At 67.3% G+C, this 14849-nt stretch carries 12 protein-coding genes and 1 pseudogene; 2 read left to right on the plus strand and 11 right to left on the minus strand.

The genetic code is table 11. The features are described 5' to 3' along the window. Positions 1-2: 2 nt before the first annotated feature. The 3 genes from ACNFH5_RS21705 to ACNFH5_RS21715 are packed head-to-tail and all read right to left on the minus strand — an operon-like array spanning position 3 to position 3568. On the minus strand, positions 3-1286 hold the full coding sequence (locus ACNFH5_RS21705; RefSeq protein WP_416749516.1) for a dihydrolipoamide acetyltransferase family protein: 1284 nt from the start codon (positions 1284-1286) through the stop codon (positions 3-5). Continuing rightward, positions 1287-2339: an alpha-ketoacid dehydrogenase subunit beta gene (locus tag ACNFH5_RS21710; protein WP_017518320.1), complete on the minus strand. Its 1053-nt coding sequence runs from the start codon at positions 2337-2339 to the stop codon at positions 1287-1289. It lies immediately after the preceding gene. Then, a complete protein-coding gene (locus tag ACNFH5_RS21715; RefSeq protein WP_205335635.1) occupies positions 2336-3568 on the minus strand; it encodes a 3-methyl-2-oxobutanoate dehydrogenase (2-methylpropanoyl-transferring) subunit alpha in 1233 nt (410 codons plus the stop codon). The genes ACNFH5_RS21710 and ACNFH5_RS21715 overlap by 4 nt, the downstream gene beginning before the upstream one ends. Positions 3569-3840: 272 nt before the next feature. On the opposite strand from ACNFH5_RS21715, the gene ACNFH5_RS21720 reads away from it, so the two are divergent. Beyond that, positions 3841-4302 (plus strand): Lrp/AsnC family transcriptional regulator, encoded by a 462-nt coding sequence (locus tag ACNFH5_RS21720; RefSeq protein ID WP_024762520.1) that lies wholly within the window; start codon positions 3841-3843, stop codon positions 4300-4302. A 441-nt stretch (positions 4303-4743) separates the two neighbouring features. Here ACNFH5_RS21720 and ACNFH5_RS21725 read toward each other — a convergent pair whose 3' ends face one another. Continuing rightward, entirely contained in the window at positions 4744-5706 is a 963-nt protein-coding gene (locus tag ACNFH5_RS21725) for a GlxA family transcriptional regulator (RefSeq protein WP_416749519.1), read from the minus strand. Positions 5707-5967: 261 nt separating this feature from the next. On the opposite strand from ACNFH5_RS21725, the gene ACNFH5_RS21730 reads away from it, so the two are divergent. Then, the gene (locus tag ACNFH5_RS21730) at positions 5968-6210 is read left to right on the plus strand and encodes a DUF2790 domain-containing protein (RefSeq protein ID WP_416749520.1); all 243 of its coding nucleotides are present in this window, start codon (positions 5968-5970) and stop codon (positions 6208-6210) included. A 1-nt stretch (position 6211) separates the two neighbouring features. On the opposite strand, the gene ACNFH5_RS21735 is transcribed toward ACNFH5_RS21730, so the two are convergent. The 7 genes and pseudogenes from ACNFH5_RS21735 to ACNFH5_RS21765 form a co-directional block, all read right to left on the minus strand. Next, on the minus strand, positions 6212-6967 hold the full coding sequence (locus ACNFH5_RS21735) for a methyl-accepting chemotaxis protein (RefSeq protein ID WP_416749653.1): 756 nt from the start codon (positions 6965-6967) through the stop codon (positions 6212-6214). A 102-nt stretch (positions 6968-7069) separates the two neighbouring features. Next, a pseudogene (locus ACNFH5_RS21740) lies at positions 7070-8335 on the minus strand (HAMP domain-containing protein); the annotation flags it as partial. Positions 8336-8356: 21 nt separating this feature from the next. After that, positions 8357-9694, minus strand: a complete 1338-nt coding sequence (locus ACNFH5_RS21745; RefSeq protein WP_416749522.1) for a hypothetical protein — start codon at positions 9692-9694, stop codon at positions 8357-8359. A 289-nt stretch (positions 9695-9983) separates the two neighbouring features. Beyond that, on the minus strand, positions 9984-10931 hold the full coding sequence (locus ACNFH5_RS21750; protein WP_416749524.1) for a helix-turn-helix domain-containing protein: 948 nt from the start codon (positions 10929-10931) through the stop codon (positions 9984-9986). A 92-nt stretch (positions 10932-11023) separates the two neighbouring features. Beyond that, positions 11024-12043, minus strand: a complete 1020-nt coding sequence (locus tag ACNFH5_RS21755; protein ID WP_416749526.1) for a phosphotransferase enzyme family protein — start codon at positions 12041-12043, stop codon at positions 11024-11026. Positions 12044-12068: 25 nt separating this feature from the next. After that, positions 12069-13343, minus strand: a complete 1275-nt coding sequence (locus tag ACNFH5_RS21760) for an aspartate aminotransferase family protein (RefSeq protein WP_416749528.1) — start codon at positions 13341-13343, stop codon at positions 12069-12071. Next, positions 13336-14655: an amino acid permease gene (locus ACNFH5_RS21765; RefSeq protein ID WP_416749530.1), complete on the minus strand. Its 1320-nt coding sequence runs from the start codon at positions 14653-14655 to the stop codon at positions 13336-13338. Before ACNFH5_RS21765 ends, ACNFH5_RS21760 begins: the two co-directional genes overlap by 8 nt. Positions 14656-14849: the final 194 nt, after the last annotated feature.

A 14849-nucleotide genomic window follows, 5' to 3' on the forward strand; every position in this document is an offset into this window, starting at 1 on the left:
CATCAGTCGATGAACAGGGTGGCGGGATGTTCGAGCAGGGCACGCACGGCCTGGATGAAGGCCGCCGCGTCCATGCCGTCGACCACCCGATGATCGAAGGACGAGGACAGGTTCATCATCTTGCGCACGATGATCTGCCCGTTGATCACCATGGGCCGCTCGACCATGCGGTTGACCCCGACGATTGCCACTTCCGGGTAATTGATCACCGGTGTGCTGACGATCCCGCCGAGCGCGCCGAGGCTGCTCAGGGTGATGGTCGAGCCGGACAGTTCCTCGCGGCTGGCCTTGCCGTGGCGCGCAGCTTCGGCGAGGCGCGCGACTTCTGCGGAGTTGCCCCACAGGTCGCGAGATTCGGCATTACGCAGCACCGGCACCATCAGGCCGTTGTCGCTCTGGGTAGCGACGCCCAGGTGCACCGCGCCGTAGCGGGTGATCACGTCGGCATCGTCGTCATAGCGCGCGTTGAGCTGCGGGAAGTCGCGCAGGGCGACGACCATGGCGCGGGCGATGAAGGGCAGCAGGGTGAGCTTGCCGCGCGCCGCGCTGTGCTTGGTGTTGAGGTGGACGCGCAGGGCCTCCAGATCGGTGACGTCGATTTCCTCGACGTAGCTGAAGTGCGGGATGCGCCGCTTGGCCTCGGCCATCTTCTGCGCGATCTTGCGACGCAGGCCGATCACCGGGATCTGGTGCTCGTCATGGCGCGCCGCGTAGCCGGAGGCGATGGTCGCGCCGCCATGTTCGAGGAAGTGCTCCAGGTCTTCACGCAGGATGCGTCCGGCCGGACCACTGCCCTGGACGAACTGCAGCTCCACACCCAGATCGCGGGCGCGCTGGCGTACCGCCGGCGAAGCCAGCGGCTTCTCGCCCGGCGCGCGGCGCGGGGCCGGAGACGGGGCAGGGCGCGCGGCCGGGGCAACCGGTTTGCTCTCCACGCGCGGTGCAGGTTTGGGCGCTTCGGCTGCCGGTTCAGGCTTGGCCGCCGGCTGGGCCGGTGCTGCTTCGTGGGACTTGGGCTGCGCAGCTTCCTTGTGGTTGCCGTGGCCTTCGACTTCCAGGCGGATCAGTTCGCCGCCCACGGCCATGACCTGGCCGGGCACGCCGCCCAGGGCGAGAATCCTGCCGGCCACCGGCGAGGGAATTTCCACGGTGGCCTTGTCGGTCATGACTTCCGCCAGCAACTGGTCCTCATGGACCTCGTCGCCGATCTGGACGTGCCACTCCACCAGTTCGACCTCGGCGATGCCTTCGCCGATGTCCGGCATCTTGATGACGTGAGTGCCCATTCAGACCTCCATGGCGCGCTTGAAGGCCGCGCCGACGCGAGCGGGGCCGGGGAAGTAGTCCCATTCCTGGGCGTGCGGGTAGGGCGTGTCCCAACCGGTGACGCGGGCAATCGGGGCTTCGAGGTGGTGGAAGCAGTTCTCCTGCACCAGCGACATCAGCTCGGCGCCGTAGCCGCAGGTACGCGTGGCCTCGTGGACGATGACGCAGCGGCCGGTCTTCTTCACCGACTCGACGATGGTGTCCAGGTCCAGCGGCCAGAGGCTGCGCAGGTCGATGATCTCGGCGTCGATGCCGGTTTCCTCGGCGGCGGTCTGGGCCACATAGACGGTGGTGCCGTAGGTCAGCACGGTCAGCTCGGAGCCGGGGCGGGCGATGGCGGCCTTGTCCAGCGGCACGCTGTAGTAACCCTCGGGCACCTGACTGGCCGGGTGCTTGGACCAGGGGGTCACCGGGCGGTCGTGGTGTCCGTCGAACGGGCCGTTATACAGGCGCTTGGGCTCGAGGAAGATCACCGGGTCGTCGTTCTCGATGCAGGCGATCAGCAGGCCTTTGGCGTCGTAGGGGTTGGACGGCATGACGGTACGCAGGCCGCAGACCTGGGTGAACATCGCCTCCGGGCTCTGGCTGTGCGTCTGCCCACCGTAGATGCCGCCGCCGCAAGGCATGCGCACCACCATGGGCACGGTGAAGTCGTTCACCGAGCGGTAGCGGATGCGCGCCGCCTCGGACACCAGCTGGTCGGTGGCCGGGTAGACGTAGTCGGCGAACTGGATTTCCACCACCGGGCGCAGGCCGTAGGCGCCCATGCCGACGGCGGCGCCGATGATGCCGCTTTCGGAGATCGGTGCGTCGAACACCCGCGAGGTGCCGTATTTTTTCTGCAGGCCCTCGGTGCAGCGGAATACGCCGCCGAAGTAGCCGACGTCCTGGCCGAATACCACGACGTTGTCGTCGCGTTCGAGCATCACGTCCATGGCCGAGCGCAGCGCCTGGATCATGGTCATGCTGGTGACCGCCTGGGCGTTCTCGTGTTGCGGGTTCATGGCATTCATACCCCAAGCTCCTGGCGCTGCCGGCGCAGGTGTTCCGGCAGGTCCTTGTAGACGTCGTCGAACAGGTTGGCGGCGCTGAACACGTGGCCATCCACCAGGGAACCGTGGCGCTCGGCTTCTTTCTGCGCGGCGATCACTTCGGCTTCCAGTTCCTTCTTCAGCGCCTCGTGCTGGTCGTCGGACCAGATGCCGAGGCCGATCAGGTGCTGTTTCAGGCGGGCGATGGGATCGCCGAGGGGGAAGTTGGTCCAGTCGTCGGCGGGGCGGTACTTGGACGGATCGTCCGAGGTGGAGTGCGGGCCGGCGCGATACGTGACCCACTCGATCAGGCTTGGGCCATGGCCACGCCGGGCGCGCTCGGCGGCCCACTGCGAGGCGGCGTAGACGGCGAGGAAGTCGTTGCCGTCGACCCGCAGCGAGGCGATGCCGCAACCCACGCCACGGTTGGCGAAGGTGGTGCCTTCACCGCCGGCGATGGCCTGGAAGGTGGAGATCGCCCACTGGTTGTTGACCACGTTGAGGATCACCGGCGCGCGGTAAACGTGGGCGAAGGTGAGGGCGGTGTGGAAGTCGGACTCGGCGGTGGCGCCGTCGCCGATCCAGGCGGACGAGATCTTCGTGTCGCCCTTGATCGCCGAGGCCATGCCCCAGCCGACAGCCTGGATGAACTGGGTGGCAAGGTTGCCGGAAATCGAGAAGAAGCCCTTCTCGCGGCTGGAGTACATGATCGGCAGCTGGCGGCCCTTGAGCGGGTCCTGCTCGTTGGAGAGCAGCTGGCAGATCATGTCCTTGAGTGGGTAGTCGCGGGTGATCAGGATGCCTTGCTGACGGTAGGTCGGGAAGGTCATGTCGCCGTCGCGCAACGCCATGGTGTGGGCGGTGGCGATGGCCTCTTCGCCCAGGCACTGCATGTAGAAGGACATCTTCTTCTGGCGCTGGGCGGTGAGCATGCGCGCGTCGAAGATGCGCGTCTTGAGCATCAGGCGCATGCCGCGCAGCAATTGCTCGTGGCTCAGCTCCGGGGCCCAGGGGCCAACGGCGTTGCCGTCCTCGTCGAGCACGCGCACCAGGCTGAAGGCCAGGTCGGTGGTCTGCGCCGGTTCGACGTCGATGGCGGGCTTGCGTACCTCGCCGGCGGGCGAAAGATGCAGGTAGGAGAAGTCGGTCTTGCAGCCTGGGCGTCCGGTGGGTTCGGGGACGTGCAGGCGGAGTGGGGCGTAGTCGGTCATGGCGGGTCTCCAGTTGTGATCGTGGGTGTGGATCAGCAGACGGAAGAAGCCAGGCCTGGCGGGCGCACCCGGCCGGGTAGGGCTACGGTGCAGGTGCCGCGCGGGGTCGCGAGGCGGGTGGTGACATCACTCATGGTGAGGTCCTCGGTTGTTGTAGTTGTGGTTTCAGTATAGGTGTGACCGATTGGTTTTTTGCTCCAAATTGACTAGGTCTGAGCTTACGGATTAGTGTGTTTGCACTATAAAAACAGCGCTGAGTAGTACGATAGAAAATGGCTGATCTAGACCGCACCGACCTGAAAATCCTCCGCGCCCTGGCCGACGATGGCCGGCTTTCCTGGCGCGATCTGGCGCAGAACATCGGCCTGTCGCTGACCCCGACGCTGCGCCGGGTCCGTCGCCTGGAAGAGGAGCACTACATCCAGGGCTATTTCGCACGGCTGGACGAGGAGCGCCTGTCCGGCGGCATGAGCGTGTTCGTCTCGGTATCCCTGGAAAAACAGACCGGCGACTACCTCGCACGGTTCGAAGAACGCATCGTTCAGGCGCCGCAGGTGATGAGCTGTTTCCAGATGACTGGCGATGCGGACTACATGCTGCGTGTGGTGGTGAAGGACCTGTCGGCGTACCAGCTGTTCCTCACCAACACCCTGACGCAGATTCCCGGCGTGGCGGGGATCAAGTCGGCGTTCGCGCTGAAGTCGGTGATGCTGCGCTCTGCGCCGCCGATCTGAGTCCCGCAGTCAGGGCGCGAATCCAATAGGCCCATTGCGGGCCGTCCGGTTGACGGTAGGAGCGAGCTTGCTCGCGAACCTGCGGCGACCCGCTCGCGGATGAATCCGCTCCTACCTGAAATATCGCGCCGGGGCGCCCTCTCCCCCCGCCCTCTCCCTGAAGGGAGAGGGAGCCGCCCGTGCCGGCTGACGCTTTGGATTCAGCCTGCACCATACGGTCCCCTCTCCCTTCGGAGCGGGGCGCGTAGCCAGGGTTAGGGAGAGGGAGTCACCGGCACGGACTTTCAGAGAAAGACAGTTGCTCCTGCAGCAGTGGCACCTCTTCCGCGCGGGCGTAGGAGCGGACTCCGTCCGCGATGGCTCGCCGCAGGCACTGAAACATCGGCGAAGTGCGGTTCGCGAGCAAGCTCGCTCCTACGACGAGCGCCACGGGCCTGTGAATCAGCCGTTTCGGCGGAACTGCTCCCGATACTGAGTCGGCGTCACCCCAAGACGCTGGGTGAACACCAGCCGCATCCGCGCCGCGCTGCCGAAACCGCAGCGCCAGGCGATCACTTTCAGCGCCAGGTCACTGCCTTCGAGCAATCCGCGCGCCGCGTCGATGCGGGCGCGCTGGACGAACTCGGCCGGCGTCACGCCCGCCTCGCGTACGAAGGTGCGGGCAAAACTGCGCGGGCTCATGCTTACTTCGGCGGCCAGTTGCGGTACGCCCAGGGGTTGATCGAGGTGTTCCTGCACGTAGCGCTGGATGCGCGCTATCGGCGAAGTCTCATCGGCCGGCGCCTGCAGGAAGGGGCTGAACTGCGACTGCCCGCCCTGACGCTGCGCTACCACTAGCAGCCGTTTCGCCACCGACAGCGCCACTGCTGCGCCGTGGTCCTCGGCGACCAGAGCAAGCGCCAGGTCAATGCCGGCGGTCACGCCCGCCGAGGTTACCAACGCACCATCGCGGACGTGGATGCGATCAGGCTCCACCAGCGCCTGCGGGAACAGCTCGGCCAGTCGTCGCGCATCGCTCCAGTGGGTCGTCACGCGCTTGCCGTCCAGCAGCCCGGCATGGCCGAGGAGAAAGGCCCCGGTGCATATCGACCCATGCCGCGGGGCACGGGCACAAGCCGCGCGCAGCCAGGCGAGCAACTCGCTGGAGGGTACTTCGTCCGGCAGCCTGGGCCCGCCCGGCACCAGCAGGATATCCGCCGCTCCGTCACACTGGTCGATGCTGACATCGGCACCGAGCAATTGCCCGTTGGAAGCGCGTAAGGGGAGGGGCGATGCGGCGAGGGTAACCACCTGGTAACCCGCGCCGGCCGGCACGAAGGCATTGGCCTCGGCGAATACGTCCAGCGGCCCGGAAACATCCAGCGCCTGCACGCCGGGGAACAGCAGCATGGCCACGCGCTTCATGGCGCCTCCCGATCTGATCGATGGCGCTCATTCTTGCGGCGGAACGCCCTGGCTGCAATCGACCAATGGGTACGAATGCTGCCATTCTGGCAACGGAAGGCGTCACAATCACAGGCGATGGCGCAGCCGCAAGGCAATATTGTTGCGTGAACTGAAGAAATGCATTGTCGAAGTCGATCTGTGTAGGAAAGGTCTCATCGGCTAGATTTATGGCAGTGGGCCACGATCGACGCGACCCGCGTGATCCCTGAGGTTCCTGCCATGAAATCCACTCTTCGTGCCCTGTTTGCCATCCCCGCCTTGCTGCTGACCTTCAGCGCTTTCGCCGACGAGGCGGCCGTGTACCACTACGGCATGCCGCTGGACGTGGCCAAGGTGCTGAGCATCTCCCAACCCAACGAGCGCTGCGAAGTCAGCCAGGCCACCATGGTCTACCTGGACTCCCAGGGCCAGCAGCACACCGTCAAGTACCTGCGCCAGACCCCGCGCTGCAGCGACATCTGAGTCAGGCGCGGAACTGCTCCACCAATCCCTGCTGCCGGCTGGCCAGATCGTTCAGGGAGCGACTGGCGCTGGCGGCTTGCTGTGCCTGATCGGAAATGGTCTGGGTGACGTCGCGGATGCCGGCGATGTTGCGGTTGATCTCCTCGGCGACGCTGCTCTGTTCCTCCGCCGCGCTGGCGATCTGCAGGTTCATCTCGCTGATCAGGTTCACCGCCTCGCCGATCCGGCGCAGTGCGTCGATGGCCTGGCGCGCCTGATCGACGTTGCCCTGGGCCTGGGCGAAGCTGCCCTGCATCGCGCTGGTCACCGAGTGGCCGCGAGCCTGCAGGTTCTCGATCACCTCGCGAATCTCCTCTACCGATTCCTGGGTGCGCCGAGCCAGCCCGCGCACTTCGTCCGCGACCACGGCGAAACCGCGCCCGGCATCACCAGCGCGCGCCGCTTCGATGGCGGCGTTGAGGGCCAGCAGGTTGGTCTGCGCGGCGATGCCACAGATGACCTCGAGGATCGAGCCGATCTGCTCGTTGCTCGCCGCCAGTTGCTGCAACTCGGCCATCGCCTGGTTCATCCCGGCGGCCAGCAGATCGATGCCGCTGTTGGTGGCGTCGAGCGTGCGGAAGCCATCGTCGCAGGCCTGTTCCGCCGTACGTGCAGCTTCGGCGGCGCGAGCGGCGCTGCGCGCCGAGTCCTGGGCGGTGGCGGACATCTGCTGGAGCGCCGTGGCGACCATGTCGATCTCGCGGAATTGCTGCTGCATGCCGTCGCTGGTCTGCCGGGCGATCTGCGCCGAGCGGTCGGCCGTGGAGTGCGCCTCGCGGGTTGCCGATTGCACGGCGGCGATGCTCGGTTGCAGCTTGTCGAGGAAGCGGTTGAAGGCGCTGGCCAGGCGGCCCAGCTCGTCGCGGCGCGGGTAGTCGAGGCGGCGGGTGAGGTCGCCTTCGCCGTCGGCGATGTCTTCGAGCATGCGCGCCAGACGCAGGATCGGCCGGCTGATGCCCAGCGCTGTGAGCGCCACCAGCAGCATGCCAAGCAACCCGGCAGCGATGCCGACGCCGGTCTCCAGCGCGGTGCTTTTCCAACGCAGGTCATCCAGCGTGCCCTTGAGGCGTTCTGCCGGGGCGAGCATCACCGCCCGCGGCACGCTGAGCAGGATGCCCCAGGGCGCGGCGTCCGGCACCGGCGCGAGGCTGTGCAGCACGCTGATGGAGTCGCCGTCGTCGCTGGACTGCGAACGCCCGGCGGCGATCTCGGTGAGCACGGCCTTGTCGTCGAACTTCTGTCCTAGCTTCGACGCATCGCCGCTGTCGCTGGCAACCAGGCCATTGGGGCTGAGGATGCGGATGCGGCCCTGACCGTCGAACAGGTTGCGGCTGCCTTCCGCGCTGCTTTGTTGCAGGGCCGCCAGGTCAATGTCGAAGCCCACCGCGGCGATCGCCTTGCCGTTCTCCAGCAACGGCAGGGTGACGCTGGTGACCAGCCGGCGCTGGCCGGAGGCGTCGTCGAAATACGGGTCGAGCACGCAGGCGCGGGCGTGTTCGGTGGAGCAGGTGAAGAAGGCGTTGTAGGGCTGGCCGCTGGGGCCGGGCGTGGTATCGCCGAGGACCTGCTCGGTGCCGATCACCCGCTGGGTTTGCCCGCCGTTCTGCAGCAGGTAGAGGGCGAAGCGGCCGGTCTCGTTGCTGCCCAGGTCTTCGCGGGCGGCGAACTGGCTGTCGGCGGCGTCCAGTGCATCGGGCTGGAACACCAGGAACAGGCCCAGCAGCTCCGGGTGTGCACCGAGGGTGTCGGCCATCGAATGATTGAGGGCGGTGCGCAGCGCAGCGGGGTCGAGGACACCCTGATGCTGTTGCGCGCGCAGGGCCTGCACGGTGCGCAGCAGGCCTTCACCGAGCAGCAGGTTGTTCTGCAGGCGTTCGCGGATCAGCAGGGCCTGCACCTGGCCCTGGGTTTCCAGGTTGTGCCGCGCGGCAACGGCGAAGAGTTCGCCGCTGTCGTGCGCGATGGTGCGGCTGTCCTGCCGCGCCTGATACAGCGAGAGGCCGATCAGGACGCTGGCGACGAGGATCAGGCAGAGGCCCGCCAGCCAGGTGATACGGCCCTGGATGGACGTCAGGATGCTGGGCATGGCGGGCTCGCTTTCGTTGGATCAGAAGGTGGTGGAGAACAGCAACTGGCTGTAGAGGTTGCTGTTGTCGTTGCCGATCTGGGTGCCGCCTTCGGCTGCGCTCTTCTTCGGCTGGTACAGGCCCACCAGCGGGATGATCACCAGGTGCTCGTTGATCGCCCATTCGGCGTAGAGGTCCAGCTCGCGGCCGTCGGTGTTGCCCAGGTCGGTGTCCAGGGTGTGGAAGTCGAAGTACTGCGCGCCGATGGAAAGGTTCTCCAGCGGGGTGACCTTGGCGCCGACGTTGTGTACACGGGTGTTGTTGTTGAACGGACCGGAGTAGTTGCCTGCCACCTCGCCCTGGAACCAGGTGCCGAAGCCGCGGCTGAAGCCGTAGAAGAGGGTGTCGTAGCCTTCCGAGAAGCGGCTGAAGCGGTAGCTGATATAGGGCTTCCAGGTGACGTCGGAGAAGGTCCAGCCGGCCTCCAGGTACCAGGCGTTGGCGGTATCGTCGGTGTACTGGGCGTCGCGCTTGTCCTGCCAGGCGTATTCGCCGGAGAGGAACAGGTTCTCCACGCCGGCGTTGCCGGTTCCGCGCAGGCTGTAGGTCTTCATGTCCTTGCGGTCGAGCTGGATGGGCGAGGCGTAGCGCTCGTCGATGTCGGTGACGTCGATGTAGGTCAGGCCGAAGGTCGCTTCCGGGGCAACGTGTTCCAGGGTGGCGACGTACAACTCCGAGTTGGCCTGGGCGCGGTTGTCCGACTTCAGGCGCATCAGGTCGCCGCGCCAGCCTTCCTTGCCGCCGATGCGCAGCACGGCGGTCTCGTCGAAGTCGCGGCGAGCGGCCAGGTAGTAGGCGCCGCCACGGTTGTATTCGCCGTCCGCCAGGCCCTTGCCCATGTTCAGGGCGTCGCCGTCGATCAGGAAGCCGTCGCCGACCACGATGTTCTGGCGGCCAAAGGACAGGTCGATGCCGTCCTCGCCCAGCATCGGGAACAGGCCGGCGGAGCGCCAGCCGGCGTAGGCGTCCTCGATCTTGGTGGTGCGCTCGGAACCGTCGCTGAAGCCCGCGGCGTCGCCATCGCCCCAGGTGCCGGAGCTGAGCAGGTTGAAGGCGCCGTAGGCGGTGCCTGCGCCGCCGAGCTTCTGGTCGCCGCTCAGGCCGTACTTGATGAAGCCTTCCTGCCAGGAGGACGAGCCCTCATCCAGCGTGCCGGTCATGTTGTAGCGTTCCTGGCTGTGGAACAGCCCGAAGGTCGCCGAGAGGTCGGCGTTCAGGTGCGTGTCGTCGGTCGCGTACAGCTCGTAGGCGCTGGCGGAACTGGCCCCGGCGATAAGCAGGGCGAGCAGGGTGGGGCGCAGCACGGCGGCGTGGGTCATGGTGAAGGCATCCGTTTCGTTATTGTCGATTGAGGGGATGTGACTTCTGCCGATGCTAAGTAAGGGCTGGCCCTGTGCCGTTGCTCCTGTCTGCCAAGTGATTGGGTGTGGTTGCCAGATCGGCGAGATGCTCTCGTGTGTTTTGAAAGACCCTCTCCCCAGCCCTCTCTCTGAAGGGAGAGGGAGCCGCACGTGCCGGCTGCCAGCATGGTTTCATCCTGCACCGAACAGTCCCCTCTCCCTTCAGGGAGAGGGTTAGGGAGAGGGGCAAGAGCGTCTTCCAGAAAGCTCAGCGCGGGCGCGACATCAGCGAAGGCTGCTCCGCGTACAGGCGCTTGTACAAGGCCGAAAAATGGCTGGAGCTGGCAAACCCCAGGTCCAGCGCCAGGTTCGTGATGCTCTGCTGCGGCTCCTGCTTGAGCCGCCGGCGGGCTTCGGCCAGGCGCAGGCTGAGGAAGAACTGCTGCGGCGTGCTCTGGCAGATCTGCCGGAAGCAGTACTGCAGGGTGCGCTGGCTGGTGTTCAGGCTCTGGCTCAACTCCAGCAACGACAACGGCTGGGAGAGATCCGCCTGCATGCGCTCGATGGCCGCCAGCACCAGGCGGCGGTGCTGCTGCAGTGAGCGCGGCGCGCCCTCGCGGTCATGACCGGGGAGGATTTCCTCCAGCGCCTGCAGTACATGGCTGAGCACCAGGGCAACGGCGTGGCCGGCCTGCTGCGGGTCTTCGGTGCGCCAGGGTTCGTCTTCGAAGGCAGCGATGGCGTCGCACAGGCTGCGGCGCAGTTCGCCCGCTCCGCTGGCCGAGAGTTGCAGGCGGCGCTGCGAGAGGGCGCGCTCGAACAGCTCGCGCTCCTCGGCGCCGAGCAGGCGTTCGAGCTGCGGCTGGCTGAAGGTCAGGCCGAGCATGTGGATTTCCCCGGCGGCGCAGATTTCCAGCTCGCGGCCGCCTTCGAGCACCAGCAGGGTGTCGTCGTGCAGGGCCTGGCCGTTGAAGCGCGAATCGGCACTGGCGCGCAGGGGAATGCCGATGACCAGGTGGCCGGCGGGCGGCGCCATGTTCTCGTGCAGGTGCAGGTTGGAGTGTTCGTAGATCAGCGAGGCGCCGGGCAACTGCACATGCAGCAGCTCTGCCTGCAGGCGGCCGTGGCCGAGCTGGGTGTAGTCCTGGCTCCAGCCGGCGAGGGCGCAGGCCAGTTCATCGGAGTCGGTTGCCTGGTGGCGGGCTATGCCGGTCATGGCGGTTCACCTCGGTGGTGCGCCGAGTATCGGTCAGTGCTGGCGCGCAGACTTGTGCCTGCGCGCCAGGGTGTTGCGGCGCTCTGCCAGTTTCAGCGGCCGGCGAGGTAGGCGGCGGCCAGTGTACAGGCACGTTCGATCAGCATGGGGGCCAGTTCCCGCGCGGTTTCGCTGTTGCGCCGGGTGTGTACCCAGCCCAGGTAGGTCGTGCCGCGCAGGGCGAGGAACAGCGGCAGGGCGGCGCGGTCGGCGGCGGACAGCGGCTTGACCGAGTCGTAGCCGGCCAGCAGCGCCGCCTGGATCTGCGCCAGGCGCGGATCGTCCAGGCAGAAATACAGCGCGGTAGCCAGTTCGAACATGTGCCAGCCGAAGCCGGCGTCGTCGAAGTCGATCAGCTGTAGTTCGCCGCCCTCCAGCAGCAGGTTCTCCGGCACCAGGTCGGCGTGGATCATGCCGAAGTTGCTCAAGGTCCGGCCGTAGCGGCGCAGGTCCAGACGCGCTTCCTGGCGGGCGCTCTGCAGCAGGTCGCGCTGCTCTGCGCTGAGCAGGTCCAGCTCCCAGAAGCGCCCCCAGAACGGGTTGGCGCCCACCAGGCCTTCTTCGTCCCAGGCGTGCCGGGTGAACTCGTTGGGCTGGCGCCACTGGGCCGAGTTCAGGTGGATGCGCGCGGCCACGGCGCCGGCCTGGTGGAACAGCGCCTCGATGTCGCCATCGGCGCTCAGCCCCTGTTCGGCGGAGCCCAGCGTGCTGCCGGACAGCCAGCCGAGCATGTCGACGAAGCGCGGCTCTGCCAGTGCGGCGCTGCGCACCTCGGCGAGGTGTTCACCGCTGCGGGTACGGATGATGCTCGGTACGCCGATGCCACCGGCGGCCAGTTGCTCCATCCAGGTCAGCTCGGAGCGCAGCGCCGCTTCGCTGTGGTAGCCGCCCCGGTGCACCCGCAGGGCGCTGCGCGTGCCGTCGCTGCGGGTGGCGCAGAACACGGCGTTCTCGCGGTACTTGAGCAGTTCCAGGCCGACGAAGTCGCCGTCCCAGTGGCGCAGGGCGTCCAGCGCCAGTTCACGCAGGCAGGCGATCTGCTGGTGGTGTTCCAGCGTCGAGAAATCAGTCATGGGCATTCTCTCCATCGGGGTGGCCTCATAGCTCGCCCAGGACCTGATCCAGAGTGTCGATGAAGCGCTCGCCGTGCTCGGCTTCGAACACCAGCGGCGGACGGACCTTGAGGATGTTGTCGTCGCCACCGATCTTGCTGATCAGCACGCCGCGCTGGCGCATGGCGTTGACGATGCGCCGCGCTTCGAGGCCGGCCGGCTCGCGGCTGGTGCGGTCGCGCACCAGCTCCACGGCGAAGAACAGGCCCTGGCCGCGTACGTCGCCGATGATCGAGTGGCGCTCGGCGAGGCGATGCAGTTCCGCGCTGAGCTTCGCGCCCTGGCGTCGGGCGTTGCCTTGCAGGTCCTGCTCGGCGATCACGTCGAGCACCGCCTGGCCGACGGCCGCGGCCACCGGCGAGCCGCCGAAGGTGTTGAAGTACAGGTTGCTGCGGCCGAAGGTCTCGACCCGCTCGCGGTTGGTCACCACGCCCGCCAGGGGGAAGCCGTTGCCCATGGGCTTGCCGAGGGTGACGATGTCCGGCACCAGCGGGTGCGACTGGTGGCCCCACATGTGGTCGCCGGTGCGGGCGAAGCCCGACTGCACCTCGTCGGTGATCAGCAGGCCGCCGGCATCGCGTACCAGCTTCGCCACGCGCTCCAGGTAGCCGGCCGGCAGGCGCGGGATGCCTTCGTTGGCGAACAGGGTGTCGATCAGCATGGCAGCGAGCCCGACGCCGGCCGCCTGCAGTTCGGCGATGGCTTCGGCGACCTTTGCCACGTAGCGGTCGGCGACCTGTTCGGGTGTGCCGTCGGCGTGGTACAGGCACGGAATCGGCACGGCCCGCGCATGCGCCGAGAAGGGCTCGGAGCTCGGCAGCGCGGTGGTCACGGCCGCCAGGCTGGTGGTGTTGCCGTGGTAGTTGTAGTCGCTGACGATTACACCCTTGTGGCCGGTGGCGAAGCGCGCCATGCGCAGGGCCAGCTCGTTGGCCTCGCTGCCGGTGCAGGTGAACATCAGGCTGTCCAGCGGTTCGGCGAAGGTCGCGGTAAGGGACTCGGCGTAGCGCACCACGCGCTCATTGAGGTAGCGGGTGTGGATGTTCAGCGTCGCCGCCTGTTCGGCCATGGCCGCCACCACCCTGGGGTGGCAGTGGCCGACGCAGGGCACGTTGTTGTAGCAGTCCAGGTAGCGCTTGCCGGCGGCGTCGATGAGCCAGACGCCTTCGCCTTTCACCAGCTCCAGCGGCTCGTCATAGAACAGCGGCGAAGCATCGCCCATGACCCGGTGGCGGCGTTGCAGCAGGGTTGCTTCAGACATTCTCGGCATTCTCCAGAGGCTTGCCGGCGCGGCTCGCGGCGCGCAGCAGGTAGTTGAGGATGAGGATGGCAACCACCAGCGCGAGGGCGCTGAGCATGGCCACTTCCAGCTGGAAGCAGGCGGCGATCACCACCAGTGTCAGCAGCATGCCGACGCTGGCCACGACCGGGCCGCCGCGCAGGCGGAACGGGCGCACCAGACCGGGCTGGGTGCGGTGCAGGCGCAGGTAGGCGGCGAACAGCACCAGGTGGCAGCTGCCCAGCAGCAGGACGATGCACAGCAGGAGTTTTTCCGGCGGCACCAGGGTCAGCGGCAGGCCGATCACGGTCAGCACCAGCAGCGCGACATAGGGCGCACCACGGCGGTTGGTGCGGGCGAGAGCGGCCGGGAAGAAGCCGTCGCGGGCCAGGGCGAACAGCTGGCGGGAGGCGGAGAACACCACCGAGAAGAAGGTCGCCAGCAGGCCGCACACGGCGCCGGAGCCGACCAGCAACGGCAGCCAGTCACGCTCGCCGTAGAGCCCACCGTGGGTCATGGCGGCGTACAGCGGATCGCCGGCGTTGCCGACCACGTCCACACCGGCCGCGCCCGGCGCGCTGATCACCACGGTCAGCGCGGTCAACAGCAGGGTGCCGACGGCGGCGATGATGCCGCGCGGCATGCTGCGGCCGGGTTCAGCGGCTTCCTCGGCGGCGGAGGCGACCTGTTCCAGACAGATGAACATCCAGATGGCGAAGGGCACGCAGGCGAATACGCCAGCCACGCTCACGCCCGGCAGTGCACTGCCGCTTGTAGCCAGCAGGTTCTCCCAGTGCACGTGGGGCAGCATGGCGCCGCCGAAGGCGAGCAGGGCGATGGCTGCCACGGCGCCGGCCAGCAGGGTCAGCCCGAGGGCCTCGCCGACACCGATGATGTGGATGCCGATGATCACCGCGAACAGGCCGATGCGCACTGGCCAGCCGCCGAAGCCGAACACCGACTCCATGTACGCGGCGAGGAAGTTCGCGGCCGCGCCGGTGCCGATGGTCAATGCCAGCGCGCAGGCGGCGCCGACCAGGTAGCCAACGAAGGGCCCGAAGGCCAGTTGCGCGTAGGCAAACACGCCGCCGGCGTGAGGCCGGGCGGTGGAAAGTTCGCACACGCACAGCGCCAGGCCGCCGCAGAGCACGGCCATCAGCAGGGTAGCGACGAGCATGTTGGCCCAGCCGCTGCTGGCCAGGCCGTAGTTCCAGCCGGAGAACTGTCCGGCGATGACCAGTGAAATGCCGAGCCCGGCGATCTGGGGCCAGCGAAGTACGCCTTGTTTGAGCATGTTGGTTGTCCCTTGCCTGTGAGTGATGGGGAGTCGAACGGCAGTCAGCCGCGTGCGCCGAAGCGCTGCGGGCAAGGGAGATCGCCGACGGGTGCCGACGCTTGGATGCGTGGAGTCATGGAGCGGGCCCTTCTTGTTGTTTTATGGGATGCACGCGCTCGCCGTCAGGTGCGGCGGGCAGGGAGAAGGTACGA

Origin of the sequence: Pseudomonas sp. NY15435, from assembly GCF_048068295.1 — a bacterium.
Taxonomy (GTDB): Bacteria; Pseudomonadota; Gammaproteobacteria; order Pseudomonadales; family Pseudomonadaceae; genus Pseudomonas.

Excerpts from the sequence above, each read along its gene's own strand:
- ACNFH5_RS21705 (WP_416749516.1), bottom strand. The coding sequence starts at position 1,286 with ATGGGCACTCACGTCATCAAGATGCCGGACATCGGCGAAGGCATCGCC.
- ACNFH5_RS21710 (WP_017518320.1), bottom strand. The coding sequence starts at position 2,339 with ATGAATGCCATGAACCCGCAACACGAGAACGCCCAGGCGGTCACCAGC.
- ACNFH5_RS21715 (WP_205335635.1), bottom strand. The coding sequence starts at position 3,568 with ATGACCGACTACGCCCCACTCCGCCTGCACGTCCCCGAACCCACCGGA.
- ACNFH5_RS21720 (WP_024762520.1), top strand. The coding sequence starts at position 3,841 with ATGGCTGATCTAGACCGCACCGACCTGAAAATCCTCCGCGCCCTGGCC.
- ACNFH5_RS21725 (WP_416749519.1), bottom strand. The coding sequence starts at position 5,706 with ATGAAGCGCGTGGCCATGCTGCTGTTCCCCGGCGTGCAGGCGCTGGAT.
- ACNFH5_RS21730 (WP_416749520.1), top strand. The coding sequence starts at position 5,968 with ATGAAATCCACTCTTCGTGCCCTGTTTGCCATCCCCGCCTTGCTGCTG.
- ACNFH5_RS21735 (WP_416749653.1), bottom strand. The coding sequence starts at position 6,967 with ATGCAGCAGCAATTCCGCGAGATCGACATGGTCGCCACGGCGCTCCAG.
- ACNFH5_RS21745 (WP_416749522.1), bottom strand. The coding sequence starts at position 9,694 with ATGACCCACGCCGCCGTGCTGCGCCCCACCCTGCTCGCCCTGCTTATC.
- ACNFH5_RS21750 (WP_416749524.1), bottom strand. The coding sequence starts at position 10,931 with ATGACCGGCATAGCCCGCCACCAGGCAACCGACTCCGATGAACTGGCC.
- ACNFH5_RS21755 (WP_416749526.1), bottom strand. The coding sequence starts at position 12,043 with ATGACTGATTTCTCGACGCTGGAACACCACCAGCAGATCGCCTGCCTG.
- ACNFH5_RS21760 (WP_416749528.1), bottom strand. The coding sequence starts at position 13,343 with ATGTCTGAAGCAACCCTGCTGCAACGCCGCCACCGGGTCATGGGCGAT.
- ACNFH5_RS21765 (WP_416749530.1), bottom strand. The coding sequence starts at position 14,655 with ATGCTCAAACAAGGCGTACTTCGCTGGCCCCAGATCGCCGGGCTCGGC.